This window comes from Paenibacillus sp. KS-LC4, from assembly GCF_036894955.1.
Taxonomy (GTDB): Bacteria; Bacillota; Bacilli; order Paenibacillales; family Paenibacillaceae; genus Pristimantibacillus.
Genome location: NZ_CP145905.1, coordinates 4196305 through 4221569, shown reverse-complemented (window position 1 = coordinate 4221569; position 25265 = coordinate 4196305). Strand labels below are relative to the sequence as shown.

General features: G+C 50.0%; 23 protein-coding genes. 15 read left to right on the top strand and 8 right to left on the bottom strand.

From position 1 onward, the window contains the following. Positions 1–122 precede the first annotated feature (122 nt). The 6 genes from V5J77_RS17795 (at position 123) to V5J77_RS17770 (ending at position 6383) form a co-directional block, all read left to right on the top strand. Positions 123–1280 (top strand): glycosyltransferase, encoded by a 1158-nt coding sequence (locus tag V5J77_RS17795; protein WP_338552147.1) that lies wholly within the window; start codon positions 123–125, stop codon positions 1278–1280. Positions 1281–1304: 24 nt separating this feature from the next. Next, positions 1305–2576, top strand: coding sequence for an aminotransferase class III-fold pyridoxal phosphate-dependent enzyme (locus tag V5J77_RS17790; protein ID WP_338552146.1), 1272 nt, complete (start codon positions 1305–1307; stop codon positions 2574–2576). A gap of 36 nt (positions 2577–2612) precedes the next feature. Further along, the gene (locus tag V5J77_RS17785; protein ID WP_338552145.1) at positions 2613–3644 is read left to right on the top strand and encodes an alcohol dehydrogenase catalytic domain-containing protein; all 1032 of its coding nucleotides are present in this window, start codon (positions 2613–2615) and stop codon (positions 3642–3644) included. A gap of 96 nt (positions 3645–3740) precedes the next feature. Continuing rightward, the gene (locus tag V5J77_RS17780) at positions 3741–4985 is read left to right on the top strand and encodes an MFS transporter (RefSeq protein WP_338552144.1); all 1245 of its coding nucleotides are present in this window, start codon (positions 3741–3743) and stop codon (positions 4983–4985) included. Positions 4986–5064: 79 nt separating this feature from the next. After that, the gene (locus V5J77_RS17775) at positions 5065–5658 is read left to right on the top strand and encodes a DUF1349 domain-containing protein (protein WP_338552143.1); all 594 of its coding nucleotides are present in this window, start codon (positions 5065–5067) and stop codon (positions 5656–5658) included. 80 nt (positions 5659–5738) lie between these two features. Then, the gene (locus tag V5J77_RS17770) at positions 5739–6383 is read left to right on the top strand and encodes an HAD family hydrolase (protein WP_338552142.1); all 645 of its coding nucleotides are present in this window, start codon (positions 5739–5741) and stop codon (positions 6381–6383) included. Here the strand turns inward: V5J77_RS17770 and V5J77_RS17765 are convergent. Then, on the bottom strand, positions 6338–7186 hold the full coding sequence (locus V5J77_RS17765) for an AraC family transcriptional regulator (RefSeq protein ID WP_338556896.1): 849 nt from the start codon (positions 7184–7186) through the stop codon (positions 6338–6340). The two genes, V5J77_RS17770 and V5J77_RS17765, sit on opposite strands and share 46 nt — an antisense overlap. A gap of 347 nt (positions 7187–7533) precedes the next feature. Here V5J77_RS17765 and V5J77_RS17760 point away from each other — a divergent pair, with 347 nt between their 5' ends. Together V5J77_RS17760 and V5J77_RS17755 are read left to right on the top strand one after the other, a co-directional pair. Then, positions 7534–8361, top strand: a complete 828-nt coding sequence (locus V5J77_RS17760; protein ID WP_338552141.1) for a uroporphyrinogen-III synthase — start codon at positions 7534–7536, stop codon at positions 8359–8361. A 117-nt stretch (positions 8362–8478) separates the two neighbouring features. Beyond that, a complete protein-coding gene (locus tag V5J77_RS17755; RefSeq protein WP_338552140.1) occupies positions 8479–9438 on the top strand; it encodes a hypothetical protein in 960 nt (319 codons plus the stop codon). Positions 9439–9485: 47 nt separating this feature from the next. Here V5J77_RS17755 and nagZ read toward each other — a convergent pair whose 3' ends face one another. Further along, positions 9486–10805, bottom strand: a complete 1320-nt coding sequence (gene nagZ, locus V5J77_RS17750; RefSeq protein WP_338552139.1) for a beta-N-acetylhexosaminidase — start codon at positions 10803–10805, stop codon at positions 9486–9488. 199 nt (positions 10806–11004) lie between these two features. Between nagZ and V5J77_RS17745 the strand changes: the two genes are divergently transcribed. Beyond that, positions 11005–11652 (top strand): GntR family transcriptional regulator, encoded by a 648-nt coding sequence (locus V5J77_RS17745; protein ID WP_338552138.1) that lies wholly within the window; start codon positions 11005–11007, stop codon positions 11650–11652. A gap of 63 nt (positions 11653–11715) precedes the next feature. Continuing rightward, positions 11716–12891, top strand: coding sequence for a helix-turn-helix domain-containing protein (locus V5J77_RS17740; protein WP_338552137.1), 1176 nt, complete (start codon positions 11716–11718; stop codon positions 12889–12891). A gap of 103 nt (positions 12892–12994) precedes the next feature. Here V5J77_RS17740 and V5J77_RS17735 read toward each other — a convergent pair whose 3' ends face one another. Together V5J77_RS17735 and V5J77_RS17730 are read right to left on the bottom strand one after the other, a co-directional pair. Beyond that, a complete protein-coding gene (locus V5J77_RS17735; RefSeq protein WP_338552136.1) occupies positions 12995–13831 on the bottom strand; it encodes an Rpn family recombination-promoting nuclease/putative transposase in 837 nt (278 codons plus the stop codon). A gap of 416 nt (positions 13832–14247) precedes the next feature. Continuing rightward, positions 14248–15153, bottom strand: a complete 906-nt coding sequence (locus V5J77_RS17730) for an RraA family protein (RefSeq protein ID WP_338552135.1) — start codon at positions 15151–15153, stop codon at positions 14248–14250. A 258-nt stretch (positions 15154–15411) separates the two neighbouring features. Between V5J77_RS17730 and V5J77_RS17725 the strand changes: the two genes are divergently transcribed. From V5J77_RS17725 to V5J77_RS17710, 4 genes are read left to right on the top strand one after another with little or no spacing between them, the layout of a single operon-like run. Beyond that, a complete protein-coding gene (locus tag V5J77_RS17725; RefSeq protein ID WP_338552134.1) occupies positions 15412–16314 on the top strand; it encodes a sugar ABC transporter permease in 903 nt (300 codons plus the stop codon). Next, on the top strand, positions 16311–17141 hold the full coding sequence (locus tag V5J77_RS17720; RefSeq protein WP_338552133.1) for a carbohydrate ABC transporter permease: 831 nt from the start codon (positions 16311–16313) through the stop codon (positions 17139–17141). The genes V5J77_RS17725 and V5J77_RS17720 overlap by 4 nt, the downstream gene beginning before the upstream one ends. Before the next feature lie 60 nt (positions 17142–17201). Then, positions 17202–18551 (top strand): extracellular solute-binding protein, encoded by a 1350-nt coding sequence (locus V5J77_RS17715; RefSeq protein ID WP_338552132.1) that lies wholly within the window; start codon positions 17202–17204, stop codon positions 18549–18551. Between the two features lie 50 nt (positions 18552–18601). Further along, the gene (locus tag V5J77_RS17710; protein WP_338552131.1) at positions 18602–19564 is read left to right on the top strand and encodes a mannonate dehydratase; all 963 of its coding nucleotides are present in this window, start codon (positions 18602–18604) and stop codon (positions 19562–19564) included. Between the two features lie 64 nt (positions 19565–19628). Here V5J77_RS17710 and V5J77_RS17705 read toward each other — a convergent pair whose 3' ends face one another. Continuing rightward, positions 19629–20504: an aldose epimerase gene (locus tag V5J77_RS17705; RefSeq protein WP_338552130.1), complete on the bottom strand. Its 876-nt coding sequence runs from the start codon at positions 20502–20504 to the stop codon at positions 19629–19631. A 217-nt stretch (positions 20505–20721) separates the two neighbouring features. Between V5J77_RS17705 and V5J77_RS17700 the strand changes: the two genes are divergently transcribed. Further along, the gene (locus tag V5J77_RS17700; RefSeq protein WP_338556893.1) at positions 20722–21831 is read left to right on the top strand and encodes a phosphodiester glycosidase family protein; all 1110 of its coding nucleotides are present in this window, start codon (positions 20722–20724) and stop codon (positions 21829–21831) included. A 136-nt stretch (positions 21832–21967) separates the two neighbouring features. On the opposite strand, the gene V5J77_RS17695 is transcribed toward V5J77_RS17700, so the two are convergent. The 3 genes from V5J77_RS17695 to V5J77_RS17685 are packed head-to-tail and all read right to left on the bottom strand — an operon-like array spanning position 21968 to position 25080. After that, positions 21968–23356, bottom strand: a complete 1389-nt coding sequence (locus V5J77_RS17695) for a mandelate racemase/muconate lactonizing enzyme family protein (protein ID WP_338552129.1) — start codon at positions 23354–23356, stop codon at positions 21968–21970. Positions 23357–23401: 45 nt separating this feature from the next. Further along, complete coding sequence (locus V5J77_RS17690; RefSeq protein WP_338552128.1) at positions 23402–24223, bottom strand: SDR family oxidoreductase; 822 nt, start codon at positions 24221–24223, stop codon at positions 23402–23404. Continuing rightward, the gene (locus V5J77_RS17685) at positions 24220–25080 is read right to left on the bottom strand and encodes an SDR family oxidoreductase (RefSeq protein ID WP_338552127.1); all 861 of its coding nucleotides are present in this window, start codon (positions 25078–25080) and stop codon (positions 24220–24222) included. Before V5J77_RS17685 ends, V5J77_RS17690 begins: the two co-directional genes overlap by 4 nt. Between the last annotated feature and the right edge of the window lie 185 nt (positions 25081–25265).

The following is a 25265-nucleotide window of genomic DNA, read 5'->3' as shown; positions in this document are numbered from 1 at the left end:
AACCAGATTCTATTCCAGTCACATGTAATAAATGCCAAATTTAGATAGAGTCGAGTTGAATTAAAGGGAGGGCAGCTGGCGTCGAACGAAATTGAAACTATAAATCACGTGGAGGAGATTACATGCTACACACGGTTATTGTGCCAGTAAACCAGGATTATAACATTTTGAACTTATTTACGGATTCATTGCTGCGGACAGTAAGCCCATCCACCCAGATTATCTTCATCAATGACGGTTCCGGCACAGCAGTCAGACAGCATTTGGACAAGCTCCAGTCAGAGTGCAAGGAAGGCGTGACGGTGGAGATTTTGCAGCACGACTATCCGCTTGGATGCGCCGTTTCTATTAATAGCGCGCTAAAAATTGCACAGGGGCAATATATTTATTTTCTTGATTCGGACACGATTTTGAATCACAACTGGCAGCAGCTCATGAGCGAGACGCTCGACAGCAGCGATGAAATCGGTATGGCAGGCGGCGTACTGCTGTATCCGCAAACGGGCGGCGTTCAGCATTGCGGCATTGCCTTTGCCGATACGATTGGTCGTCATCTCTTCCTGAATGCTTCGCCAATGGACATTCCGAAGCAGACGTTTTCCGTCCAGCTCGTAATTTTCGCGATGTTCGGCATGAAGCGCGAAGTGTATGAGAAGGTAGGGCTGCTCGATGAGAAGTTTTTCAACGGCTACGAGGATTTCGATTACCAGATGAGAGCGCGGGCAGCCGGCTATGACATCGTCATTAACCCTGAAGTTCTAGCTTACCACTGGGAGCGCAGCAGCGGCATTCATCGCAGCTTCAATCGCAAAAACAATTTGGCCCGCTTCTGGAAAAAGTGGGGCGGCGACATTAAGGCCGATATTTGGCCGTTTATGTTTGACCATTTGAAATCGCATCTGGAGCAGCAGGACCCGGCATCAGCGGAGCTGCCGATGATTGGCGTCGATTTGGCTGAGGTGCGCAGCGATGCGGATATGTTCTGGAGCCAGCTTCGCGAGGCAGAGTTTGCTACGCTGACCGAAGTATATGACTATTCGAACCGCTTCAACTCGAATGGGGCGATTTGGCTGCCGCAGGTGCTGGGCAAGGAGCTCATTCAGAGCCGCAGCCGGCTATTGTTCCTCGTAGACAACTTCACGCGGCTGCTGGAAAACCGCTACTGGATTGAAATGCGCCACGCTCACCGGGCACAGGATTTGATTATTGACCTCTATGGCAATGTCATCTCCATCGACCGAATTTACGAAAGCTGCTGGCCAGGAACAAAGGTGCGCTAGTACGCGCTAAATGGAGGAGAAACCATGAAGACGAGAGAGGAGCAGGCGGTATTTACCCAAAGCCTGCAATGGTTGGAGCGCGTGCAGCAAGTCATTCCGAGCGGATGCAGCACGCTGGCGAAGACGCCAGAGCGCTTATTCCCTGGCGAAACGGCGATCTGCTGTGTAGAAGCCAGACAATCCAAATTTATTGATATCGACGGAAACGAATGGCTCGATTGCGAGATGGCGATGGGCACCGCCGCATGGGGACATGCCCGCGAGGAAGTGCAGGCGGCGATTGTCAAGCAGCTCGCCAAAGGGACAAGCTTCTCGGTGCCTGCTGATGTGGAGCTCGCGGCGGCAGAGCTTGTACTCGCCCGCTTTGAGCAGCGTTATGCGGCACTTCGCTTCTGTAAGGGAGGAGCCGATGCAGTTAGCGGAGCGGTACGGCTGGCAAGAGCTTACACCCGCAGGCCAAAGGTGATGTCGACGGCTTATCACGGCTGGAGCGACTGGTCGGCCTATGGTTATTACGGCGGAGACGCGGAAGCGATGGGGATTCCGGCGGAAATCCGCAGTAGTACCGTTTGGGTGCCGCATGCGAGCTTGCGGCGAATCGAAGACGAAGTACGCCGGCACGGCGACCAGCTTGCCTGCATCGTGTTATGCCCGAACGAGTGGCAGCGGGAGGAGCTTGGAAGGGTGATGGAACTGGCCGCACGTCACAGCATTTTAATCGTGTTCGACGAGGTAACGTCGGGCGCAAGAATGGGCAAGCAGGCGACTGCGGGCGAATACGGGCTGTGGCCGGATATTCTTTGCTTGTCGAAGGGGCTGGCGAATGGTTTGCCGCTTGGCGTCGTGTTAGGCTCAGAGCCGATTATGCGGCTATGCGGCCAGGTCAAATTCAGCAGCGCCCATTCCAGCGAGACGATTGCGCTGGCCGCGCTTATCGCCTGCGAGAAGCTGATGCAGGCAGCGCCAAGCTGGCCTAGCTGGCGCGGCGGTACCGAGAGGCTGATGGCTGAGCTGCAAACCCAACTGGAAGCGCTGGGGCTGACAGAAGAGCTTGCGCTGCATGGCACTTATGCGAGCTTCTGCCTGAGATCGCGGGCGGAGCAGGACTTTTACCGTGATCCGTTCCGCGCTTATATGATGAAGCGGCTCGCTCAGCAGGGCATTTTTACGAAAGGCTTCTTCGTCTTCTCGGATGCTCATTCGGAGGCGGAGCTGCTGCTCATACAGGAGTCGCTTAAGGAAGCTTTGCTTGCGTGGAGCAAACAAGAGCATAGGAAGAGCAAGTCGGCTGTGTAATTTAATATTCGCAAATAGACAGAGGAGGCACGTTTAATGAAAGCATTAGTATATCAGGATTATCGCAAGGTGGAGCTTCTGGAGATGGAGGAGCCTGCCATCAGCTCACCAACAGGCGTTAAGGTTAAAATTTTTGGTTCAGGCATTTGCGGAACAGACCTTAACATTGTAAAAGGAAAAATTCCGGCCAATTCCGGCACGATTATCGGTCATGAAGGGGTTGGAACGGTCGTTGAAGTCGGGCCTAAAGTGAGAAGCGTTAAAGTAGGCGACCGTGTGCTCATCGACCCGACACAATCATGCGGCATTTGCTCGTATTGCCGTGAGGGACTGCACTGCTATTGCGAAAACTTCGAGGATCATCAGGTGGGGATGACCATCCATGGCACGTTCGCGGAATATTACGCAGGCGAAGAAAGATATGTATTTAAAATTCCTGACACGATGAGCTGGGAAGCGGCAATGATGGTCGAGCCGCTCGGCTGCGTGCTCAATAGCTTCTTGAAAGCTCGCGTTAAACCAAGCGACTCCGTGCTTGTACTGGGCTCCGGCGCGATTGGTTCCCTGTGCCAGCTTGTGGGCAAGCGGCTTGGCCGCCTTACTGTAGGTACAGAGGTGGATGAGTACCGTAAAAGCTTTGCGGCGAGCATCGCTGATTATGTGTTCCATCCGCAGGAGTTGACGCTTGAAAAGGTGCTCGAAATTAACAATGGACAAAAATTCGATATTATTATTGATGCGGTCGGCAATCAGCTGCACGTCGCTTTGGAACTGATCGGCAAAGGGGGCAGAGTGATTCCGATGGGCTATGACGACAGCTACGAGGTATCATTCAAGCCGACTGATTTTATTAATAACGGTGTCAATGTCATTGGCGATGTTGCCGTTCATCAAATGATCAGCACGGCGCTCAAGTTTGCTCAAAGCCTGCCGGAGCTCGAAAACATGGTCACCTCAACCAAAAAGCTGACGGACTACGAGGGCGCTTTTAATGAAACGATTGGTTACGACATGAGTACAGGCGCGCCAAGAGCGATGACCTCCGTGAAGACAGCACTTATTTCATAATGTAGGGCTAGGCAAGGGCGTTATGGCTGCGCGGCGAGGGGCTTACGGGGCGCTGCGCAGCAATGACGCATGAAGAAGAGGGGATGAGCCTTAAAGATGAAGCTGCTTGCCGATTTGCCAAAAAATCCGCGGTATTCGATTTTTCTGGAGCCGCTCTGGGCGATTCCTGGAACGATCGTTTTGTTTTATGCGCCGCTCTATATGAAGGATGCTGGACTGAGCGATATTGAAATTGGATTGATTAATTCAATTAATCTGTATTTTGCTTTTGTGTTTCAGCTTTTTGCCGGGTCGATTACGAATAAGCTGGGCCGCAAGCGCACCTCGCTTATTTTTGATATTGTAGCCTGGAGTATCCCCATGTTTGTGTGGGCGTTCTCGCAAAGCTTCTGGCTGTTTATGATTGCCTATCTATTAAATGCGACGTCCAAGTTCGTCACCGTGTCGTTCAATTTGCTCATTATTGAAGATGTTGAGGAGCGAAAGCGACCGAAGGTATTTGGCATTATGAATATGATTATTACCGCAGCAGGCGTGCTTACCCCGCTAGCGGGCTTTGTCATCGCCGACTTCGGAATCGGAAAGACGCTGTCTGTCATTTATTTTGCCGGAGGCGTCATGATGACGATTATGTTTATAGTAAGAAATCGGCTGACGGAGGAGACGGAGGCGGGCAAAGAGCTTATAGTGGTACATAGCCAGACCAAGGTGCTCAAAAGCTTGGGAGCCAGCCTGCGGCTATTCGGCAAAGCGTTTTATACCCGTCGGTTGTTCCCGATTATTCTCATAACGGTGCTGTCCAATTTTATTTTGCAGCTGAATTTTTTTCAGGTGGTGTTTTTCAAAGAGGAGCTGCATTTCGGCGATTGGACGATTTCCTATATTCCAGTTGTGACCGCGGTTACGGTTTTGATTCTTTATTTGGTCGTTATTCCGCGATTGAAGCAGCGCTCAGATGAAAAATACGTCAGTCTGTCGATTGCCCTATGTACAGCCGGATCTGTGCTGCTGCTCTTTATTCCTTCCGGCAATGTGCCGCTGCTCATGCTGACGATTATTATTTTGGCGGCGGGAACGTTTATTTTGCAAACCTACCGGGATGCGCTGCTGATGAATCGTCTCGGCACACATGAAAAAGCAGATATGTTTTCGGCCGTACAGACGGTCATGACACTAATTGCGATTCCCTCCGGTTATTTGACTGGACTCATCTATAACTACAGCCCGAAGCTGCTGTTCACTGTCATTGTTGGGCTGTATATGGTGCTTATGGCCGTCGTGTTTTTCCTCCCGCTTCCTTCCCGGCAACAGCAGATTGTAGAAGCGAACCATCATGTCTAGCAGCCATTTTTGCCAAAAGAAGGTTTTTCGTCTATGAGGTCGAATGGTTATACAGAAAATGGCTACGGAGGGATACTTAATGATTAATGTATTAAACCATGAAACTCGCGATCAACTGGTATGGATGAACGAGCCGCCGCGGTGGCAATTTACAGAGCAGGGCGGCGTTATTATTGAAGCACCGCCGGAGGCGGATTTTTTCTGTGATCCATCCGGCAAGCATTTTGCCAGCTCGGCTCCATTCTTGTATGCGACGGTTAAGCGCTCCTTCGAGCTGACGGCAAGACTGACGGTGGAGATGAAGCAGCAGTATGATTCGGGCTGCCTGATGCTGTACGTGGATAGCGACAACTGGTGCAAGCTGTGCTTTGAGTTCAATGGCCAGGCAGCCTCCATCGTCTCGGTCGTCACCAAGGACGGCTGGTCAGATGACTGCAACTCGGAAGAAATCCAGTCGGACAATCCATATTTGCGCATCAACAAAGTCGAGGACTGCGTGTCCTTCTATTATTCGGCAGATGGCGAGGAGTGGAAGCTGATACGTTATTTTGGCATGCGTACGCCAGATGAGGTGAAGGCTGGCATCGTCGCCCAATCGCCGAAGGGCAGCGGCAGCACGAGCGAGTTCAGCTTCGTCCATCTCACCGAGGCGAACGAGGATAGCCGATTTTAGCAGCGGCGGCTGCAAGCTGAGCTGAAAGGCGGCTCGCGGTAAGCGGCAAGTACAAGCGGGAAAGGTAGCTGATAGCAGCGATGAGTCTAAAAGCGATTATTTTTGATTTCGACGGCTTGATTATGGATACGGAGACCCCTTGGTATTACGCTTTTCGGGACATTTATCAGGAGCATGGCGTCGAGCTTTCGCTTAGTCTATGGTCTCGCAATGTAGGCACGAATTTTGACGAGTTTAATCCTTTTCATTATTTGGAGGAAGCGCTGCAAAAGCCGATTGACCATGACCATATTAAAGAGCTGTCTGAGCAAAAATATGCCGTTTACGTTGGCGAAGCCGGACTTTTGCCTGGCGTTGCGGAGCTGCTGGCGAGTGTGAAGCAGCGAAAGCTGCTGCTTGCGGTAGCATCCAGCTCTACCCGTGACTGGGTTCATAGCTACTTGAAGAAGCTGGGCATCTTCGAAGCCTTTGATGTGATTCATACCTCCGAGGATGTGCAGCGGGTAAAGCCTGATCCGGAGCTGTATGAGCTGACGCTGGCACGGCTTGGTATTGATGCCTCAGAAGCGATCGTGTTTGAGGATTCGCCAAATGGGCTGAAGGCCGCCAAGGCAGCTGGCATTCGCTGCATCATCGTGCCGAACGAGGTGACAAGGGATTTGGAATTTTTGAATTTTGATCAGCGCCTAGCCTCAATCGCTGAATTTGATTTAGAAGCTTTATAGCTTTTGCGCAGCACCATGGGCGAGCAGCCCTCATGCTTTTTAAAAACGGAGCCAAAATAACTCGCACTATTAAAACCGACCGCCTTGGCAATGTCATGGGCTGTCATGGAATCCTCATGAATGAGCATTTCTTTTGCCTTGAGCAGTCGGTAGCGGGTTAGAAAATCGAGCGGGGTCATCGCATATTCCTTTTTGAACATGCGATTCAAATGCTGCTCGGTGATATACAGCTGCCCGGCGAGCATGGATAGGGAAATGTCGAGATGATAGTTTTGTTTAATAAAAGTCAGAATGCTGGATAGCTTCGGTGTATGCTCCTTGCGTTCAGCAACGAGGTAAAGATCCTTCGAAAGCTTGAGCTTGATAAGCAGCATATACAAGAGAGCTGATCCGGTAAAAATACGCTCCTGACGGGTTGATTGCTGGCTTAAAATAATTTCATCTATGAGCATTTGCGGAGCGGGATCAAGCTGAAATACAGAAAGGTTAGCAATATGTAAAGCTTGCAAAAAAGCCGGCAGCAAATAGCCGTTAAAGGTCAAATAGTTGATGCTGAGCGTTTCGCTAATTTCACAGAAAATAGAGGCGGTATGGGAAAAATAAAGAATGGCAACGCCTTCCTGCAGCTGAATTTCCTGTTCTTGAAAAACAAGGCGGCCAGTGCCTCCAACGCAGTTTACGATTTTGTAATCCGGGCTGCTTCCAGGGCAATGCTCGGGCGCAGTGACGGTAACGCTTCCAGATCCGGTAATCAATAGGGGGAGCTCGCTGTAGATGCTGCCTGTGTCTATTGCTTCCTGCATCAACTTCCTCTTTTCTCCTAAAAGTGGGATAAAAGTTATAGTTAAGCGCTGTATGCATTGATGACAAATGGAATTATAACATATATAAAGAAATATATGTTATGTCTAGTTTTCGATGCTTTTCTTTGTTTTTCACTATTATTCGCTATTTTTCGTTATATCGTGCAAATGTATAGATGTAAAGTAACTGCCGTTCTTGACATAGAGAACGGTTTTTTAATATGTCAGCTGCTGTTATTTAGAGCGCAAAATTAGTTTTTATCCGCCTTGAAATGGCGACAGCTGTTTGTGCTTGTGTTAAGCTATATGACAAATATAGTTGAAGAAAGAATGGTGACGGGGCAAGCATGGGAATGGATGCGTTGAAAGGGAAGCGATTGGTCATTGCTGGATCTCGAAAAACAGAGGAAATGAGCGCTATTATTGAAAAGCAGGGGGGGACGTCGCTCGTGCGCTCGCTTCAAGGGTTGACGCTGCTGGATGAAGCAACGCTGGAAGCGCCGCTGCGACAGTTTTCGGCGGAGGGTGCTGACTGGGTCATACTGACGACGGGCATTGGCTCGGAGACGCTTGAGAGCAATGCGGAGCGGCTCGGTATAAAGGAGCTGTTTAAGGAGCAGCTGTCGCAGGCATCAATTGCTTCCAGAGGTTACAAGACGACTGCTTATCTTAAGCGGGCAGGCTTGAAGGCTGTTGTAGCGGATGATGATGGCACGGTGCAAAATCTAATCGACAAGCTGGAGGAATTTGATTTTGCCGGGCAGCGTATCGTTATTCAGCTGCATGGCGAGCCTTCGCCTGAGCTGGAACGTTTTTTTGCTGCGAAAAAAGCGGGTGAGGTTATTTCGCTGCTGCCCTACAAACATATTCCGCCTGAGGTAAGCGTACTTACTCAGCTCATGGAAGAGCTGACGGCAGGCGACGTTGACGTGGTTTGCTTTACGACAGCGGTTCAAGTGCAATATTTGTTCCGTTACGCCGCAAAAATAGGTCTTGAGCAGCAGCTTCGGGATATTTTCGACAGCCGGGTGCTGGCGGCAGCAGTAGGCAAGGTGACGGCCGAGGCGCTGCAATTAAACGGCGTGCAGCGCTATATTGTGCCGCAAATTGAGCGTATGGGTGCCATGATCATTGAAGTCGCCCATTATTATGAAGCGCAAGTCCACAGCAATTAAAGCAATTGGCAAATAAATGAAAGGTCACTGCGAGAGCCTTTAGACTGCACCCTTTTGCACAGCGGCTTCGTCTGAAGCTTGTAGACGTTGCATCAATTGTTAAAAGGGGTAGATCATATGCGAAAAAGCAGCTTGTGGGTATTGGCTATAGTAATGACGATATGTTTAGGAGCATGCTCCGCGGAGGTTGATCGCACGGGAGAAGCTTCGGCTAAGGTGAGCGGGGGAGTAGAGACTCCCCCGGCCGCGAGTGCTTCAGCCAGTGAAGGGACAAATGGAGGCGAGCCGGCGAAGGAGCTAACTGCTGAGCAGACCTCAGCACCTCTGCTGGATACTGCTGTCCTAGAGAGGGGCGCATTTGGCTTCGCCGCAGAAGACGGCAAGCAGCTACTTGCTAGCCAGGCTGAAGGGAGCAGCGAGCAGTGGAGCAGCTTCGATCTGGCGATTGGTCATAACGGGCAACTGCTCAAAATTAAGTATAATAAGGAGCAAAAGGCGACCGAAGCCGATAACGGCAGGCAAACGGCGCAAAATTTTGCAAACCAGCAGGGTCAGCTGTTTGAGGTTGTGGAAGGCCAGGCTGAGCCGAATGAAACGTATTATTTAATTGCTGCTCAGTCGGTGAAGCCGGAAATGCTGCTTTCTATCACCGACCAGCGAAGCAGGCAGGCAGCCGCTGATGTGAAAGCGGCTATTGCCAAAAGCAAAAATCGCGGCGTCGAGAAGCTGTGGCCGCTTGAGGATATTGGACAAGAAGGAAATACGCTGTATTTAGTGCAGTTCGAGCGTCAGGGCAAGGAAATGCTGGCGAGCTTGGCGCTGCAAACGGCAGACGGCTTTGTTTTCCAAGATTATCCGGCTGAATTTAATGAAAGCTCGACGTGGCGTGTGGACGATGGCGGCGAGGTCATGCCAGAAATGTTTTCCTTCCTTTTCGCCGCGAAGACGGCTGAAGGTATCGTTCTCGGGGTCAAATGGATGGGGGCGGAAGGGGAAAATGTGTCGATCCTTTCGGAGAAGGACGGCAAGTTTTCCGAGCTCGCTCTTAGCTACGGCCGTTACATGTCGCCAGCTTAAACGATAAGGGCGGCTAATCGAATAACGAAGAAAAGCGCCGAAGGCTTCTATTTAGAAGCGTTCAGCGCTTTTTTAATTTGAAGGTTGACCGCATCGACGTTGACGCGGGTGATGAGCTCATCCTTAAGCGTAAAGGAACTTTTGAGACGAATGATCCGATAGACGCTGTCATCGAGCGCTTGCATGGAGATGTCGCCTGCTTTGACCGCTTTTTTTAGCGCCTTCAGCACGGCGATCTGCTGCTGGGCATCATGTCCAACAAGAATAATATCGTTGCCCGCTTGAACGGCTTTGACCGCCGCCTCCTGAATGCCAAAATGCTTCGTAATGCCAAGCATCGTCATATCATCCGTAATTACAACACCCGTAAACCCGAGCTTGTCCCGTAAAAGCCCAGTAATAATCGTCTTGGACAATGAGGCAGGGTATTGCTTGTCGATAGCCGGAATCAGCAAATGCCCGATCATGACAGCAGGGGCCTGCTGCTTAATCGCTTCTTTAAAGGGAAGAAGCTCGAACTGCTCTAATTGCTTCAGGCTTTTGTCTATTACCGGCAAATCCAAATGCGAATCGACTGACGTATCTCCATGACCGGGAAAATGCTTGACGACAGGCACGACATGTCCCGCCTGTATGCCCTTCATCGTTTCTATGCCGCTGCTTATGACGCTTTCCGCTGTAGAGCCAAACGCCCGGTTGCCAATGACCGGATTGTCCGGGTTGCTGTTAATATCGAGCACAGGGGCAAAATCCATATTAAACCCTAAGGCATACAGCTCGGCGCCAATCGCTTCACCTATTCCGTAGGCGTATTGTCGTTTATTTTTACTGCCAATAGATTGTGCGGAAGGAATTTTGACGAAATCCTGAGGCATTCGGCTTACCGTTCCCCCTTCCTGATCAATGCTCAGCCAAAGCGGGACGGGATTTTTTTTATTTTGTTTTTTTAGCTCGTTCAGCAGGGCGAGCGTTTGCGAGGCGTCCGTAATATTTCTTTTGTACAAAATAAAGCCGCCTACATGATAGGTAGTCATCATTTCGATAGCATCAGCTTGTATGGTCGTGCCTTCAAGGCCAACGAGCACGAGCTGTCCGATTTTCTCATCGACCGACATGCTGGCCATTTCTTGTTTGATAGGGTCTGTCTCTTCTGTCGCTGTTGGCGTCAGCGTAGGCGCTATAGTTGGAATGGCTGATGCTGCTGCCGATACGGTGGCGGAAGGGGGCGGCGCCGTGGCAGTGGCTGGCTGATTAGAGCCGGAATAGCTGCCGTTCCCGCTGTTGTTGCCATCGACCATGCTGCCGCAGGAGCTCGTGCTTATTATGAGAAACGCTGCAAGGAGCAATGAGGTGATTTTTTTAAGCATGTGGGAAGTTCCTCCTTTTCTTGCAATATCCCCTTTAGGCAAGCATCTCATACTTTAGGGGAAGCTAGAAGTCAAAGTGATTGCAAAGGCTGCTTAGGTCTTATTTTCCAAATGGGGTTGTGAAGCTGGAAATGAGCCGATATAATGGGAAGTGAATAGATTAACGATAATCGATAATTTGAAATAGGGACGTGTTTATGTGTCAGAAAATTCAGCAATCGCGCCCATTCATTCAATAAGCACCCATGTATATACGAAGCTGAAGAAAGAGATTTTGGCTGGCGAGCTTCAACCGGGTGCCCGCCTTATTGTACTTGAAATCGCCGGACAATTCCAGATTAGCCAGGCTCCTGTAAGAGAGGCGCTTGAACGGCTTAAGCAAGAAGGGCTCATTATTGGCGTTCCGAACAAAGGCTCGGTGGTCTCCAACATAACGGCGAAGGAAATCAAGGATTTGTTCGTGCTGCGGGAAATGATTGAAGGCTTTGCGGTTAGGCAGTCCATGCCGCTGCTGACGGAGCAGGATTTCTCCGAGTTGGCTGGCATTATTGAGCAGATGGACCAAGCGGTTAAGCAAAACGATATCCTTGGCATATTGGAGCTCGACATGGATTTTCATGGTTTTTTCTACCGCAAATGTGATAATGGGGCTATTTTGACGCTATGGAAGGATATGAAGACGAAGCTTATGCGGTTTATGGCGATTTCCAATCGGCACTATACGACGCTAGGGCTGGCAGATTACCATACTGTACTTATTGACGTGCTGCGCAAAGGGGATGTTGCGGCGGCAGAGCGGGCGTTTATTGATCATATGCACGCTTACAAAATCATTCATCTGGACTAGGCCGTGAGTAAAGACGAGGGGCAGCTTGCTTGTTAACCTTTCAATTTAAAGGGGAAATGGAGCATGGTGAAAGAAGAGAAATGGCTGAAGGACGATTATTTGCTGACCTGGATGAGGGATCGTTTGCTGCAAGAACTGGTTTTGGACAGAGTCAGCGGCAGTGGAAAGGCGAATGTGAAGGAGCAACTGGTGAAGCTGAATGTAAATCCATATTTTACGTATCCGGCTGTAGCCATGCTTGCACCAGCGGCCTATTTTCATCATGAGCATGATCGGCTCGGCTATATGGAGAAAATGAGGGAATATTTGCAGCCGCGTATTCCGGCGGGAGGTGTTCTTTTTTTAGATGAGGAGCATCGGCTCGTGCTGCTGTTTTCTTGGGTTTCGAAGAAGATGCTCGCTAATGTGCAGACGATGCTGGGCGAGCAGTTTTCCGATCCGATTACGATTGGTGTAGGGAAGCCCTGTGGCTATTTGCACGAAGTCAATCATTCCTATGAACAGGCGGGGCAGGCTCTCCAGCATCAATTTTATCAGGGCATTGGCGAAATCATTTATTTTAGCGAGCTTCGCGCTTATGTGCCGCTTCAGGAATATCCGGAGCATATGGAGAAGGAGCTGTTTGATAGCTGTAAGGCGGCGACGTCGGAGGGGCAGCTTGAAGAGGCGGTAAAGGCGTTTTATCGCAGTGTAATGAGGGATGGAGCGATTGATATAACACATATGTATGAGCTGACGCTGCGTTTGCTCGTGGGGATAGAGCGAAGAGTACTGGCTGATACGGATACCGTTTCAGCTAATAAGCCTTATGAAATTTTATCTATTTTGAAAATGAAAACGCTTCATGAATTGGTTCGTTGTGTCAGCGAATTTGTTACAGGCTTATGGAAAGCGGCAGCGCCCTATCAGGGCGAGAGCCATCGCAGCATCATTAAAAAAACGATGTATTATATGGAGCAGGAATGCCAGCATGTTTCACTGCAAAGCGTGGCGGAGAAGGTGTACATGACGCCAACCTATTTGAGCCTGCTGTTCAAGACCAATACCGGCAAAACGTTTATCGAGCATTTGACTGATATTCGAATCGACAAAGCGAAAGCGATGCTCAAGTCGACGCATTTTAAAAACTACGAAGTGGCGGAAAAGGTCGGCTATCAGGATTCGCGCTATTTTAGCCAAATTTTCAAAAAGCGGGTCGGCTTATCTCCAAGCGAGTACCGCGAGTCGGCGGGGCATTAGATCGGATGTATAAAGGAGGAGGGAGCTCACGAAATCGTGGGCTCCCTCTTCGCTATGGATCGTATAGCCGACCGATCATTTACTGAATGATAGCCAGCTCCAGCTATAACGCTTTGACCTCCGTTTCAGACAAGCCGCTTGCTTTGGCGATGAGCGGAATTTCAATGCCCAATGCCAGCATATTTTTGGCGATTTCAATCGCTTTTTGGCGTTCGCCTTGTTTCATGCCCTTTTCCGTAGCCCATTCAATCATGGAAGCCTCATCGTGCAAAAACTTCTGCCGCTCCTCATACAAACGGCGAGCTTCCCCATCCTGGCTTAGAAATTCCAAGGTATCCATCGCTTTGCCTAGTGTTGGTTCATTCATCTTTAGCACCTCCCAATTTGATTTATCGGCACCTTTCAGAAATAACAGCCAATTAATTAAGCCGCCCTCATGAGGCAATAATTGATCATTTAACTTGGAAAGCTCCATAAAGTGCACTTCAATATCATCCGTTAAGGCGAGGCCAGTGTGGTCTTCCCGCAAATGGAACACATTATGGTAACGGTCATTAGCGAGGAAGGAATAATTCAATATGTTAATGGTCACACATTTCTTAAGTTCCTTATACGTATTTCCTTCCTGCAATTGACTTGAGTACCGCTTGCTCCAATAAAAAAGAGTGCGTTTCTCTATATCGTATTTATTAAATAACTGCATCTCAATATTAATTAGTTTACCCTCAGATGTTTTGGCCCAAATATCAAAAATAGACTGTTTGTCCAATGGGGCATCCTTATCCGTATAGGGGTTCAAAAGTACAATTTCAGTTAGCTGAGGTTCGTTTGATTCTGCAAAAGTGCGATTCAAAAAGGCCAGCAATACATCTTTATTTTCTTCACTGCCAAAAATGCGCTTGAAGACGAAATCATTACGAGGATCAAGCAGCTCGTTCATCCCAAATCAGCTCCATTCAACATGATTATACCATGCAAAATAAGAAACCGGAATTTACTAAACGAAGGTATCGTTCTCTTTTATATCTCAGAAGGCTGCGCCAATTATCCTAATGGTTGTCCAGTGTATCCATCGCTTTGCCTAGTGCCGGTACATTCAAATTGAAATAAATGTAGAAAATTGTCAGTATTTGCTTATGACAAAATACTATATTGCATACAAGAATGAGCGATTTGGAGCAGCGATGTCAAAGGATGAGGCTATTAAAATGTACTTCGAATTGAAGGGAGAATTCAAAGATTTATGCGTTCTGGTCTACGATCACAATGATAGACTAATTAAACGGATTCCTAAAAAGGGTTAATTGAAAAATGCAAAAGGAGGTCAGGAAAATTTTCCTAACCTCCTTTTGCGTTCTACAGCCGCACATCGCTCCGCGGCCCATCATGCTCTCTCTGCTTCGCATCCTCAAGCTCATCGTCCCAGCTCAAATGCTGATATTCCGCTGCGGCGTCATCGCTTTTGAACCAGTCGATGAAATCCTGCCACAGCGCGGTATTCCACGCAGCGTCTATTTGTGCCGTTGAATACACCTGCTGCTTAAGGCGAATGAAGCCGAATACGTCGCGAACCTGCGACTTCTCCGCCTGCACAACGGTCAGCTCAGCCAAATGCGGTGGAATAAAAATAACGCCCGCAGGCGTGCCCAGCACGACATCCCCTGGCATACAGATCGCCTTGCCGATACGCGTCGGCACATTCATGCCAACCATCGTCACATCGGCTATCGCCGTCGGATCGCTGCCCCGATAATAGACATTAATACCGCCGATTTCCTTCACCTGCTGATTATCGCGGATGCCGCCCCAGATCACGGCGCCGCCGCGCTTCGTGCGGGTGGCTATCGCCGTAGATAAATTGCCGCCAACGTAAGTGCCGCTATGAATTTTATCAAACATATCGACGACGACCACATCGTCCTCCACTAGAGAATCAATGACCCATTGGTTGAAAAAGCCGTGGCGATCCTCCTGCTCATGCCCGTAATTAAGCAATGTTTCATGCAGGTCAGGCCGCTTGGGCACCATGACCGCCGTAACGGCACGCCCGACCATCACCTGCTCGGGATGCATGATTTTAAACTCCCCTTCGAATTGAAACGTATAGCCGCGATTCCACAGCGGGCCCCACGCTTCCTCCAGCGTTATTTTTCGCATACGGCGCAATATATCTTCATCTACTTTAGGGCGGCCATTCTCAAAGCGCTCTCCCTCCCAAAGCGGGGTCCATTGTTTTATATCTTCGGCATTATCGAACATCATCTTTCAGCACCTCTTCCGCTACAGTAATGGGTTCAAATTAGAGCAGTTCTAGCTATAGCTTTATTGTTGCGGACAGCGGTCGATTTGTCGATGCGACGATTTTAAGGTTTTATACAATGGACACTAAAAAAACCAACCATTTCATAAAATTGTCTCCTTCATTTATGAAAGCGTTTTCGTATAAAGTAAGGCTAGACAAAAAGCAACTGACTCAGGCAGGCATTTGACTCTAATAAGCAAAGGGAGGGGAGGAATGGGGTGAAGCGTAAAGATAACCGGATTACCCATTTGGCGGGTTACGTGTTTATTTCGCCATGGCTGCTAGGGTTTTTACTACTGACCTTGTGGCCGATTGCCCAGTCATTTTATTTATCCTTTACGGAGTATTCACTGCTCGAAGCGCCCGAGTGGATCGGGATGGACAACTATGTCAGCATTTTCACGAATGATTCCACCTTCACGACGTCGCTCAAGGTTACGTTTATGTTCGTGCTGTTCTCCGTGCCGCTCAAGCTGTTTTTCTCGCTTATGGTGGCCATGGCGCTGAATAAAAGCTTGCGGGGCATGAATATTTACCGCACAGCGATTTATTTTCCGTCGCTCATCGGGGGCAGTATTGCCGTAGCGGCACTGTGGCGCAATATGTTCAGTTTGGACGGGTATGTGAATCAGGTGCTTGGCTGGTTTGGCATTCAAGGCGTCGCCTGGATATCGAATCCCGATACGTCGCTGGCTACGCTCATCCTGCTTAATACGTGGCAGTTCGGCTCCACCATGGTTATCTTCCTGGCCGGGCTTAAGCAAATTCCACAGGAGCTTTATGAATCCGCCTCGGTTGATGGAGCGGGCAAAACGCGAAAATTTATTAGCATTACACTCCCCATGCTCTCTCCCGTAATGTTTTTCAACCTGGTGCTTGGCATTATTGGTTCCTTCCAGACATTTACGTCGGCCTACATTATTACGAAGGGCGGGCCGATCAACTCAACCTACATGTACGCCATGTTCCTCTATGAAAAAGCATTTAAGCATTACCAGATGGGCTATGCCTCTGCACTGGCATGGATTCTGCTCGTTATCGTAGCGCTGCTGACCATTATTAACTTTGCCGCTTCCCGCTACTGGGTATTTTACGAGTCGGATGGGGGGAAGGCGAAATGAGAAGGCTGGGTGCAAAAGGCTTCGATCATCTATTTCTTGCGCTGTTTTCCTTCATCATGATTTACCCCGTCATTTGGTGGGTGGGCGCCTCGCTCAAAAAAACGTCTGAGCTGAGCCTGCCGACGATTTGGCCCTCCATTCCGATTTGGGAAAATTACAGCAAGGGCTGGCGTTTTTCCGGCGAATATACGTTTGCTCACTTCTTCGGCAATACGCTGCTGATGGAGCTGGGCAATGTAGCAGGCGGCGTCTTGACGGCGGCGATTGTAGCTTATGGCTTTGGCCGTTTGTACTTTCGGTTTAAAGGCTTCTGGTTTTCGATTTTGCTGCTGACGATGATGCTGCCTGGTCAGGTCACGGTCGTGCCGCAATACATTTTGTTCAACAAGCTGGAGCTGGTCGACAGCTACGTTCCGCTTGTGCTGCCGCATTTTTTCGGGGGCGGCGCCTTCTTTATTTTTTTGCTGGTGCAATTTATTCGCGGTATCCCGCGTGATCTTGATGAGGCGGCCAAAATCGACGGCGCTTCCGTGTACGGCATTTTTCTGCGAATTATATTTCCGCTCATTAAGCCGGCGCTGGTGACCGTGGGGATTTTCACCTTTATTTGGAGCTGGGACGATTTTTTCGCGCAGGTGCTGTACTTAAGCTCGGTGGAGAAGTTCACAGTAGGTCTTGCGCTGCGCATGTTCATCGACCAATTTGATATTCAGTGGGGGCAGCTGCTTGCGATGTCATTGCTGTCCATTATGCCCTCCGTTCTCATCTTTTTTCTGGCCCAAAAGCACTTTGTAGAAGGTATTGCTACAACAGGACTCAAAGGGTAACGACCTAAGTGAAGATCGCTTATAGAAAAAGATATTTGATTTGAAGGGGATGAACGGATAATGGGAAAAAGATGGCTGAAAAGCAAAGGCTGGGCGCTGCTGACGCTTGCTCTAGTGCTGACAACGACCGCATGCAGCGGCAATAGCGGGAGCGGAGGAGGCAATCAAGGAGTGGAGCCAAGCTCGCCAGCGGAGACCGCAGCAGGTGGTGAAGCAGGCGGGGCGGCGACGACGCTCGGCATCATGTGGTGGGGCTCGGATGCCCGCCATGAAGCGACGAAAAAAGCGCTGGATCTTTATTCTCAGCAGTTTCCTCATGTGAAATTCAAGCCGGAATTTATGGCCTGGGATGCTTATTGGCAGAAGCTTCCGACACTGGCAGCCTCCAAGTCGATAACCGACGTGCTGCAAATGGATGCGGCCTACATTCAGGAATACGTGTCCAGAGGCCAGCTGGAGGACTTGTCCGACATTGACCTCAGCGGCATTGTCGACCCGAATGTGCTGAAAAATTTGCAAATTAACGGCAAGCTGTATGGCATCCCGCTCAGCCAGAACGCGCAAGGCTTCGCTTATAACAAAACAGAGCTGGAGCAGCTCGGTATTCCGCTGCCGCATAAGGATTGGACATATGATGAGTTTTTTCAGTGGGCGAGGGATGCTCGGGCCAAGCTGCCGGAGGGCAAATATCCGATTGGAGATACAGCGACCTGGGATGGCTTCAACTATTACCAGACGGCGATGGGCAAGCCGCCCATTATGTCGGACGGGGGCAAAACGTTTACGCTCGATAAGGAGCTGTTTATGACGTTTTATGGCATTTATGATGATTTCCGCAAAAATAAAATCGTTCCACCAGCAGAGCTAGCCGCTTCCTTCTTGGAAAATGACCCGCAAGCCGACCCTATGGCTTCCGGTAAAGTGCTGACGCGAGGCGCGACGACTGGCTCGGTAAGCGCACTGGAGCAGCTGATGCCTGGCAAGCTGGGCGTTGTCAATTTGCAGACGGGACCAGCCGGCGGCGGCTGGGCGCAATCGACGATTTTTCTCAGCGTAAGCGCCAATTCGAAAAACAAGGAGGAAGCGAAGAAGTTTGTGAAATGGTTTATAACGGATTTGGAGGCGGGCAAAGCACTCGGCTTGACGCGCGGACTGCCCATTAATCCAGAAATATTTAAGGCACTTGAGCCGACGCTTGAAGCCAAGGATTTGCTCGGCAAGGAAATTTACGATATGTCGGTGGACAAAGCGCTGCCGTTTTATTCACCTGCCGCTGGATTTTCGGAATGGGTGGATGCGTACAAAAAAGAAATGGATGCCGTCTCCTTCGGCCAGCAATCCATTGAGGACGCCTATAATAAAATCGACAAGCTGGGCAAGGAGCTAGCTGCGAAGGCCGCAAAATCGTAAATTAATCTATGGAAGCAGTGGAAACAAAACGTAATAGGGGGAAATTTGAAATGCAGCTTGCAGAGTTTTTCTCGCCGCGGCCTGATCGTCTGTGGCAGCTTGCGAAGCAAATGGATGTCAATTATGCGGTGAGCGGTCTGGCATGGGATGAAAAAGGGGAGAAGCCTTGGGAGCTCATGCCGCTGATCCGCATGAAGCAGCGATTCGCCGACAGCGGCATTAACCTGGCTGTCATTGAATCCATGCCGCCAAGCAATGAAATTAAGCTTGGCACAGCAGGACGCGATGCGGAAATTGAAGTATTTCAGCAATTAATCGTTCATATGGGGAGGGCGGGTATCCCTGTGCTATGCTACAATTTTATGGCGCAATTCAATTGGTTCCGCACCTCAACAACGACTCGTACGCGGGGCGGTGCGCTCGTCTCAAGCTATGATCACAGCTTGATGAGGAATGCTCCGCTTACTGAAGCGGGCGAAGTATCCGAGCAGCAGCTGTGGGAAAATCTGCATTATTTTATGGAGCAGATTGTGCCTGTGGCGGAGGAAGCGAAGGTCAAGCTGGCGCTGCATCCCGATGATCCACCGATTACCCCTATCCGCGGTGTGTCGCGTATTTTGCGAAGTGCCGATGCCTTGCAGCGAGCTATTGAGCTTGTGCCAAACGCATATAATGGCATTACGCTATGCCAAGGAACGCTGGCGACGGCGGGGGAGCATATCCCAAGCGTCATTCGCCATTTTGCCGGGCAGGACAAAATGTTTTTTGTTCATTTTAGAGATGTGCGCGGCACAGCGGAAAAGTTTGAGGAAACGTTTCATGATGATGGCATTACCGACATGCTGGAGGCGATGTACACCTACTATGATGTCGGCTATGCGGGGCCGGTAAGGCCTGATCATGTGCCGACGATGGAAGGCGAGACGAATGACAACCCCGGCTATGAGCTGCTGGGACGATTGTTCGGGGTAGGCTACATGAAAGGGTTGATGGAGGCAGCGTCCAGACGGTAAGCGGGATAAAACGCGCTGCGCCGCCTCAGGACGGCGACAGCTGTTTCATCTAGTTGCAGCTATATTAAGCTTCAAGGGCTATCGTGATGCGGGCTTCCAAAGCTTGGCCCGCTTCAACCATCACGAGCCCTTTTTTGTCGTTCAACGCTTCATTTGGAGCAGTCCAAGGCTCTACGCATACAAAAGGCTTGCCTTCCACCGACCAAATGACGGTTGTGCCAAACACTTCGCTGTAGCTTAATTTAATTTGCTGATCACCGAACGGAAATGAAATTTCAGGTGTCGTCGCATCCAGCAAAGCTACGGATTCAACGAGACCGTTCAAATTCAGCGGGCCTGTAAACGGCTTCACCTGATTGTCATTGTAATCTAGCGCTTGCAGCGCATCAGAGCGGTAGGTCAGGTTTTTTTCGGCAATGGCGAAATAAGGATGGAAGCCGGCATGTACAGGCATGCTAGTCTCGGACAAATTGCTGTATGCTTGCTCGATATCCAGTTTGCCGTTCTTCAAGCGATAGGTGAAGGTCAGCTTAAAGCTGAACGGATACGCAGCCTGTGTCTGTGCGCTGCTTTCCAGAGAAAGCGTAAGGGAGGCTTCATTGTCAGCAGACTGCCCTTCAACGCTCCATGAAGCCTGGCGGGCTACCCCATGATTGCGCATCGTATACTTTACGCCATCCCATTCGTAGGCACCGTCTCGCAATTGGCCGCATATCGGAAACAAAACCGGAATGCCGCCGCGAATGTTGGCAGCCGGATCAATAAAGGTGTCGCGATCGAGATACAGCAGCTCTTGGCCTTGCAGCTGGCAGCCGATAACGATGCCGCCGCGTTCAGGGCAGATGAGAACACGGGAATTTGTTGCGTGTTCCTTTAACTCAAAGATCTGATACGTATCGGTATAGCTGGTTACTTCATAGCCTGCTTGGTTTGCAGTCATTTTTCTACCTCCAATAGGTGCACTCCTGTTTTTGTAATGCGTTTAACCCTTCTCTTCCATTATAACCATTACAGCGACCATAAAGGAATAATTTGCGAAGGGCTGGCCGCTTGCAACAACTTGCTCCCTATTCCCGTCTATTCATTGATTAAAATTTATGAATTAGGGAGTGGGCACCATTTCAAATGTACCGCATGCACCTCATTCTGCCCCGTCGATGGGAAGCCGTGCTTCTGCAAGGAAGAGCCGTCTTCCTCTAAGCAAACGCAAGAAGCCTCGCTTCTTGAGGATAGTGGCAACGTTATTCGTTGCGATTATAATAGCATCACTGCTTTTCCTGAGCTGGTTTTTCTTCACGACCTCAGGTACGAGCTTTCGCTATAAGCTCGCGGATGCGATCATTACAACGCAGCATCGCTTTCTAGCGAAATATTTAATCGGCGAGCAAGGGCTTGCTGATCGTGTAGCCAATTATGCCAAGCAGTTTCAAGAGATGGGCGAGGAAAGGGATACTCATCAAATTACGCTGCCCAGCGGGGCAGGCGAGCCTGCTGCGGATTCGCTGACCAGCATAGAGGAGGTCGATGGCAAAGGCTATCACGGTTTTCTCATGACGGTGAAGGACCCGAAGAAAATCCGGCTCGTCGTACCGGAGAAAGCGGGTCGAGGTGAGAAGGTGGGGAGCATGGTCAAGCGGACAGGTGCCATAGCGGGCGTCAATGCCGGAGGGTTTGCCGATCCAGAGTGGCAGGGCAACGGCTTTCAGCCAATCGGACTTGTCATTACGCAAGGAGAAATATATTACAATAGCCTTGGCAAGGATGCAAGCACGCAAATTGTCGGATTGGACAAGCAAGGTAAAATGCTGGCAGGCCGCTATTCAATCAAGGAGCTTATGAAGCTGGGCATATCAGAGGCGGTCAGCTTCGAGCCGCGAATGATTGTGAATGGCAAGGGCTTGATCAAAAATCACGCCGATGGCTGGGGTGTTGCGCCACGGACGGTGATGGGGCAGAAGGAGGATGGCACGATTTTGTTCCTCGTCATTGACGGCAGACAGATCGGCTACAGCATAGGCGCCGATCTGTATGACTGCCAGCAAATTATGCTGGAGCATGGCGCTGTCATTGCGGCCAATCTGGATGGAGGCTCCTCGTCCGTGCTGATTAAGGAGGGCGGTGAGCTCATTAATAAGCCTTCTTCTAAAGGCGAAGGCGGACGTTACCTGCCGACCGCGTTCCTCGTATTTGACGATCCGTCTGCGGTGAGCGTACCGAACGTATGGGCAGGGCTTAATCCGGGGGACATTGATCCCTCTAAGTGGTAAAAGGCTGAAATAAACGGCAAGCAGCAAAAACAAACAAGCTGCTTCACAAGTCCCCTTAGGGCAGGTGAAGCAGCTTGCTTCATTTGAACACTTATTTATATTTAAGATGATGTTGCGTTCTTATCCTTCTGGTTGACTAGCTCCATAAACGGTCGTTCGACCGCAGCTTGTTCCACGAGTCGGTAGGCTCCCAGATGCCGGGAATATCGGGATGCAGGTGCTCGGCAAGCACCTCGTCATTTAAATCATCAATGCCAAGTCCAGGCGCATCGCTGATCGTTATGAAGCCATCGTGCACCAGCTTATTCGGCAGCTTGCTGCTAATGATAATATCATCCCACCAAGGCACCTCGCAGGAATGGTATTCGAGGGCCAGAAAATTTTCCGTTGCGGCTGCAACATGCGCGGCCGCTAGACAAGCAATCGGGCTTTCTGCCATATGGATGGCCATTGCCGCGCCATAGTCCTGCGCCATATCACCGATCTTCTTCGTCTCCAGAATCCCCCCGCTCGTCAGCACATCTGGATGAATGACGGATACGCCGCCCGCTTCCAGTAATGGCTTAAAGTTTTCCTTCAAATAGATGTCCTCGCCAGTACAAATCGGCGTTGCCACTGCCCGTGCAAGCTTCGCGTATTGCTCGGTATACTGCCACGGTAGCATATCCTCCATCCAAGCAAGGTTGAACTTCTCGACGCGGCGGCCAAGCTTGATACAGCTTTCCAGCCCGATATGTCCAAAGTGGTCAATAGCGAGCGGCACTTGATAGCCGATAACGGAGCGGACATCGGCAACATATTGCTCAAGCAGATCGAGCCCTTTTTCAGTCACCTGAATAGCGGTAAAGGGATGTGCAATATTAAAAATATCATAATGGCGGTTCGTTATTTCACGAAGCTGTTCATCCGACATGCCGTCAAAATTTTGATTGTAGCGGCTGCGCGACTTCTCCCGCATTTCCTCAAGAAAGCCGAGCGGGGCGCTTAAGGTGCCCGGCTCATGGATGATCTGGCCAATGCCGAGATCCATTTTTAGAAAAGTAAAGCCTTCATCCATACGCTTCTTCAAAGCCTTGCCCATTGCTTTACCCGTGTCTTTGCCTACGACTTCTGTGTCGCAGTACATGCGAATGCGGTCGCGGAAGCGTCCGCCTAACATTTGATAGACGGGAATGCCATACGCTTTTCCAGCCAAATCCCATAGAGCAATTTCAAGGCCGCTTACCCCGCCGCCTTGACGGGCGTGGCCGCCGAACTGCTTGATGCGGCGGAACAGCTTATCGACATGGCAAGGGTTTTCACCCAGCAGCCGTGCTTTCAGTATTTGTGCATACACCTTATCGGCTCCGTCACGAACTTCGCCAAACCCGACCAGTCCCTGATTTGTATACACTTTAATGAGGCTGCTGTGGAAAGGTCCGCCTACAATGTCAGTAAAGCGGATGTCGGTAATGCGAAGCTGTGTTGGATTGGAGCTTGTTCGCACATGGGCTAACGTTTCCTCATAGGTTTCTTTATTAATCACTAACGTCACTCCCCTATTATCGTTATCTTAAGGATCACTCGGCTGCTACAGCAGCATGCTGCCTCCGTCCAATCGGATGGCGGAGCCAGTCATAAACTCGCTTTCATCTGATGCAATAAAGCAGACGAGCCGAGCGACATCAAGCGGCTTGCCGACACGTCCGAGCGGAAACCTCTTGCGGATATCCCGCTTTGGGCGGACAGGCTTCTGCGAGTCATGGTTTAGGGCAGCAGGCCCAATGGGCCGAGATTCTCTTGCAGACTGCACGCCAACATCTATTTGCCCAGGCTCTATTGTATTGACGGTAATGCCATACTTAGCCAGCTCAATCGCCGCTTCCCGCCCCAGCATGCGGATACCGCCCTTGGTCATGGAATAAACGGCGTCGAAATCAGTTGGACGCTTGCTGTGAACGGAGGAGATGAGAATAATACGGCCTCCGTCAGCGTTATTTTTCATATACGGAATAGCGGCTTGCATACACTGCCAATAACCCTTCAGATTAATGTTCATCATGCGGTCAAAGGATGCTTCATCATGGTCAAACAGCCCATAATTAAGCTGCAAAGCGGCATTGTTGACTAAAATGTCAATGGTACCTCCTGACTCCGATGCAGGAAAGGCATATGCGGCTTGCTTCATCAACCGTTCGATTTCTGCTTTGCAGGCAACATCGGCTTGCGCTACAACGGCCTGGCCACCTGCTGCTTGAATTTGTGCTAGCGTTTCCTTTGCACCGGCATCGCTGCGATTATAATGAATGACGACTTTTGCGCCGCATTTTGCGAGCTGAATAGCAATACCTTGGCCGATACCTGTTCCGGCGCCCGTTACGAGGGCCACCTTGCCTGTCAGATCCATGCTCATCCTCCTTGACTGTCCAGCAGCGGAGGACGCTTCATATTGAAATCCATATAATGCTGCAAAAATCCGCCATCGAGCCGAATGTCCGCGCCATTGACGTATCGCGCCTCGCCAGAGGCTAAGAACAGCGAAAGCTGGGCCAAATCATCATAGCTGCCGAGTACTGCGCTTGGCACTTTGTACGCGTAATCCTCATATAGTGTGGATAGCTCACTAGCGAACCGTTCATTATCGCCTTTGATTGGACCTAGCTCAATCGTATTGACGGTTACGCCGCTGCGTCCAAGCACGAGAGCCGCTTCTTTTGCCAGCATGCTGACCGCGCCTTTGGACGCGCTGTAGGCGAAGGAGGAGCCGGTTGGCTTCTGTGCATGAATGGAGGAGACGTAGATAATCGAACCTGACCCAGCCTCAGCCATTTGCTGGCCGACTAGCTTTGTGCATATAAAAGCGGATTTAGCGTTCGTATTCAGCACACCCAGAAATAAATCCTCTTCGCCATATTCAATAGAGGTTGGTTTCATGAGATCATTATTATGAATGAGCACATCTACGCGGCCAAGCTGGAGCGTTGCTTGCTCTAGCACCGCATGCAGGCCGCTGCTGCTGCAAAGATCTACAGCGCTTACAAAGATATTGAGCCCTAAAGTGCTGGCGCGCTTAAGCTCCTCCTTCATAGAGGCGCCACCAGACCTGCTATTTAAAATAAAATGCGCGCCTTGCTCGGCAAAAAGGCGAAAAAGCGCTCTTCCAGATCCGCTGTCCGCATCGGTAATAAAGACGACTTTATTTTTAAGCTTCATCGTAGTCGTAGATCCCCCTCCAACGAACGGATTGCTTATATTCAGCTTATGCTCCATCCTCCTTTATCTTAAAGGTTTGGCTAGGCTAGTTGCGATGCCGTAAATTTATGATTTTGTTGGATTTTTATATGAAGGATAAATGCGCGGCGTTTGCTTGTGTCTCGCTTAGGTATCAGGTACTATTAGGAATGAACCTATTGCTTTAATCGGCTGCTCTACAAAAAAAGTGAAACATGTAGAGG

Excerpts from the sequence above, each read along its gene's own strand:
- V5J77_RS17795 (WP_338552147.1), top strand. The coding sequence starts at position 123 with ATGCTACACACGGTTATTGTGCCAGTAAACCAGGATTATAACATTTTG.
- V5J77_RS17790 (WP_338552146.1), top strand. The coding sequence starts at position 1,305 with ATGAAGACGAGAGAGGAGCAGGCGGTATTTACCCAAAGCCTGCAATGG.
- V5J77_RS17785 (WP_338552145.1), top strand. The coding sequence starts at position 2,613 with ATGAAAGCATTAGTATATCAGGATTATCGCAAGGTGGAGCTTCTGGAG.
- V5J77_RS17780 (WP_338552144.1), top strand. The coding sequence starts at position 3,741 with ATGAAGCTGCTTGCCGATTTGCCAAAAAATCCGCGGTATTCGATTTTT.
- V5J77_RS17775 (WP_338552143.1), top strand. The coding sequence starts at position 5,065 with ATGATTAATGTATTAAACCATGAAACTCGCGATCAACTGGTATGGATG.
- V5J77_RS17770 (WP_338552142.1), top strand. The coding sequence starts at position 5,739 with ATGAGTCTAAAAGCGATTATTTTTGATTTCGACGGCTTGATTATGGAT.
- V5J77_RS17765 (WP_338556896.1), bottom strand. The coding sequence starts at position 7,186 with ATGCAGGAAGCAATAGACACAGGCAGCATCTACAGCGAGCTCCCCCTA.
- V5J77_RS17760 (WP_338552141.1), top strand. The coding sequence starts at position 7,534 with ATGGGAATGGATGCGTTGAAAGGGAAGCGATTGGTCATTGCTGGATCT.
- V5J77_RS17755 (WP_338552140.1), top strand. The coding sequence starts at position 8,479 with ATGCGAAAAAGCAGCTTGTGGGTATTGGCTATAGTAATGACGATATGT.
- nagZ (WP_338552139.1), bottom strand. The coding sequence starts at position 10,805 with ATGCTTAAAAAAATCACCTCATTGCTCCTTGCAGCGTTTCTCATAATA.
- V5J77_RS17740 (WP_338552137.1), top strand. The coding sequence starts at position 11,716 with ATGGTGAAAGAAGAGAAATGGCTGAAGGACGATTATTTGCTGACCTGG.
- V5J77_RS17735 (WP_338552136.1), bottom strand. The coding sequence starts at position 13,831 with ATGAACGAGCTGCTTGATCCTCGTAATGATTTCGTCTTCAAGCGCATT.
- V5J77_RS17730 (WP_338552135.1), bottom strand. The coding sequence starts at position 15,153 with ATGATGTTCGATAATGCCGAAGATATAAAACAATGGACCCCGCTTTGG.
- V5J77_RS17720 (WP_338552133.1), top strand. The coding sequence starts at position 16,311 with ATGAGAAGGCTGGGTGCAAAAGGCTTCGATCATCTATTTCTTGCGCTG.
- V5J77_RS17715 (WP_338552132.1), top strand. The coding sequence starts at position 17,202 with ATGGGAAAAAGATGGCTGAAAAGCAAAGGCTGGGCGCTGCTGACGCTT.
- V5J77_RS17710 (WP_338552131.1), top strand. The coding sequence starts at position 18,602 with ATGCAGCTTGCAGAGTTTTTCTCGCCGCGGCCTGATCGTCTGTGGCAG.
- V5J77_RS17705 (WP_338552130.1), bottom strand. The coding sequence starts at position 20,504 with ATGACTGCAAACCAAGCAGGCTATGAAGTAACCAGCTATACCGATACG.
- V5J77_RS17700 (WP_338556893.1), top strand. The coding sequence starts at position 20,722 with ATGGGAAGCCGTGCTTCTGCAAGGAAGAGCCGTCTTCCTCTAAGCAAA.
- V5J77_RS17690 (WP_338552128.1), bottom strand. The coding sequence starts at position 24,223 with ATGAGCATGGATCTGACAGGCAAGGTGGCCCTCGTAACGGGCGCCGGA.
- V5J77_RS17685 (WP_338552127.1), bottom strand. The coding sequence starts at position 25,080 with ATGGAGCATAAGCTGAATATAAGCAATCCGTTCGTTGGAGGGGGATCT.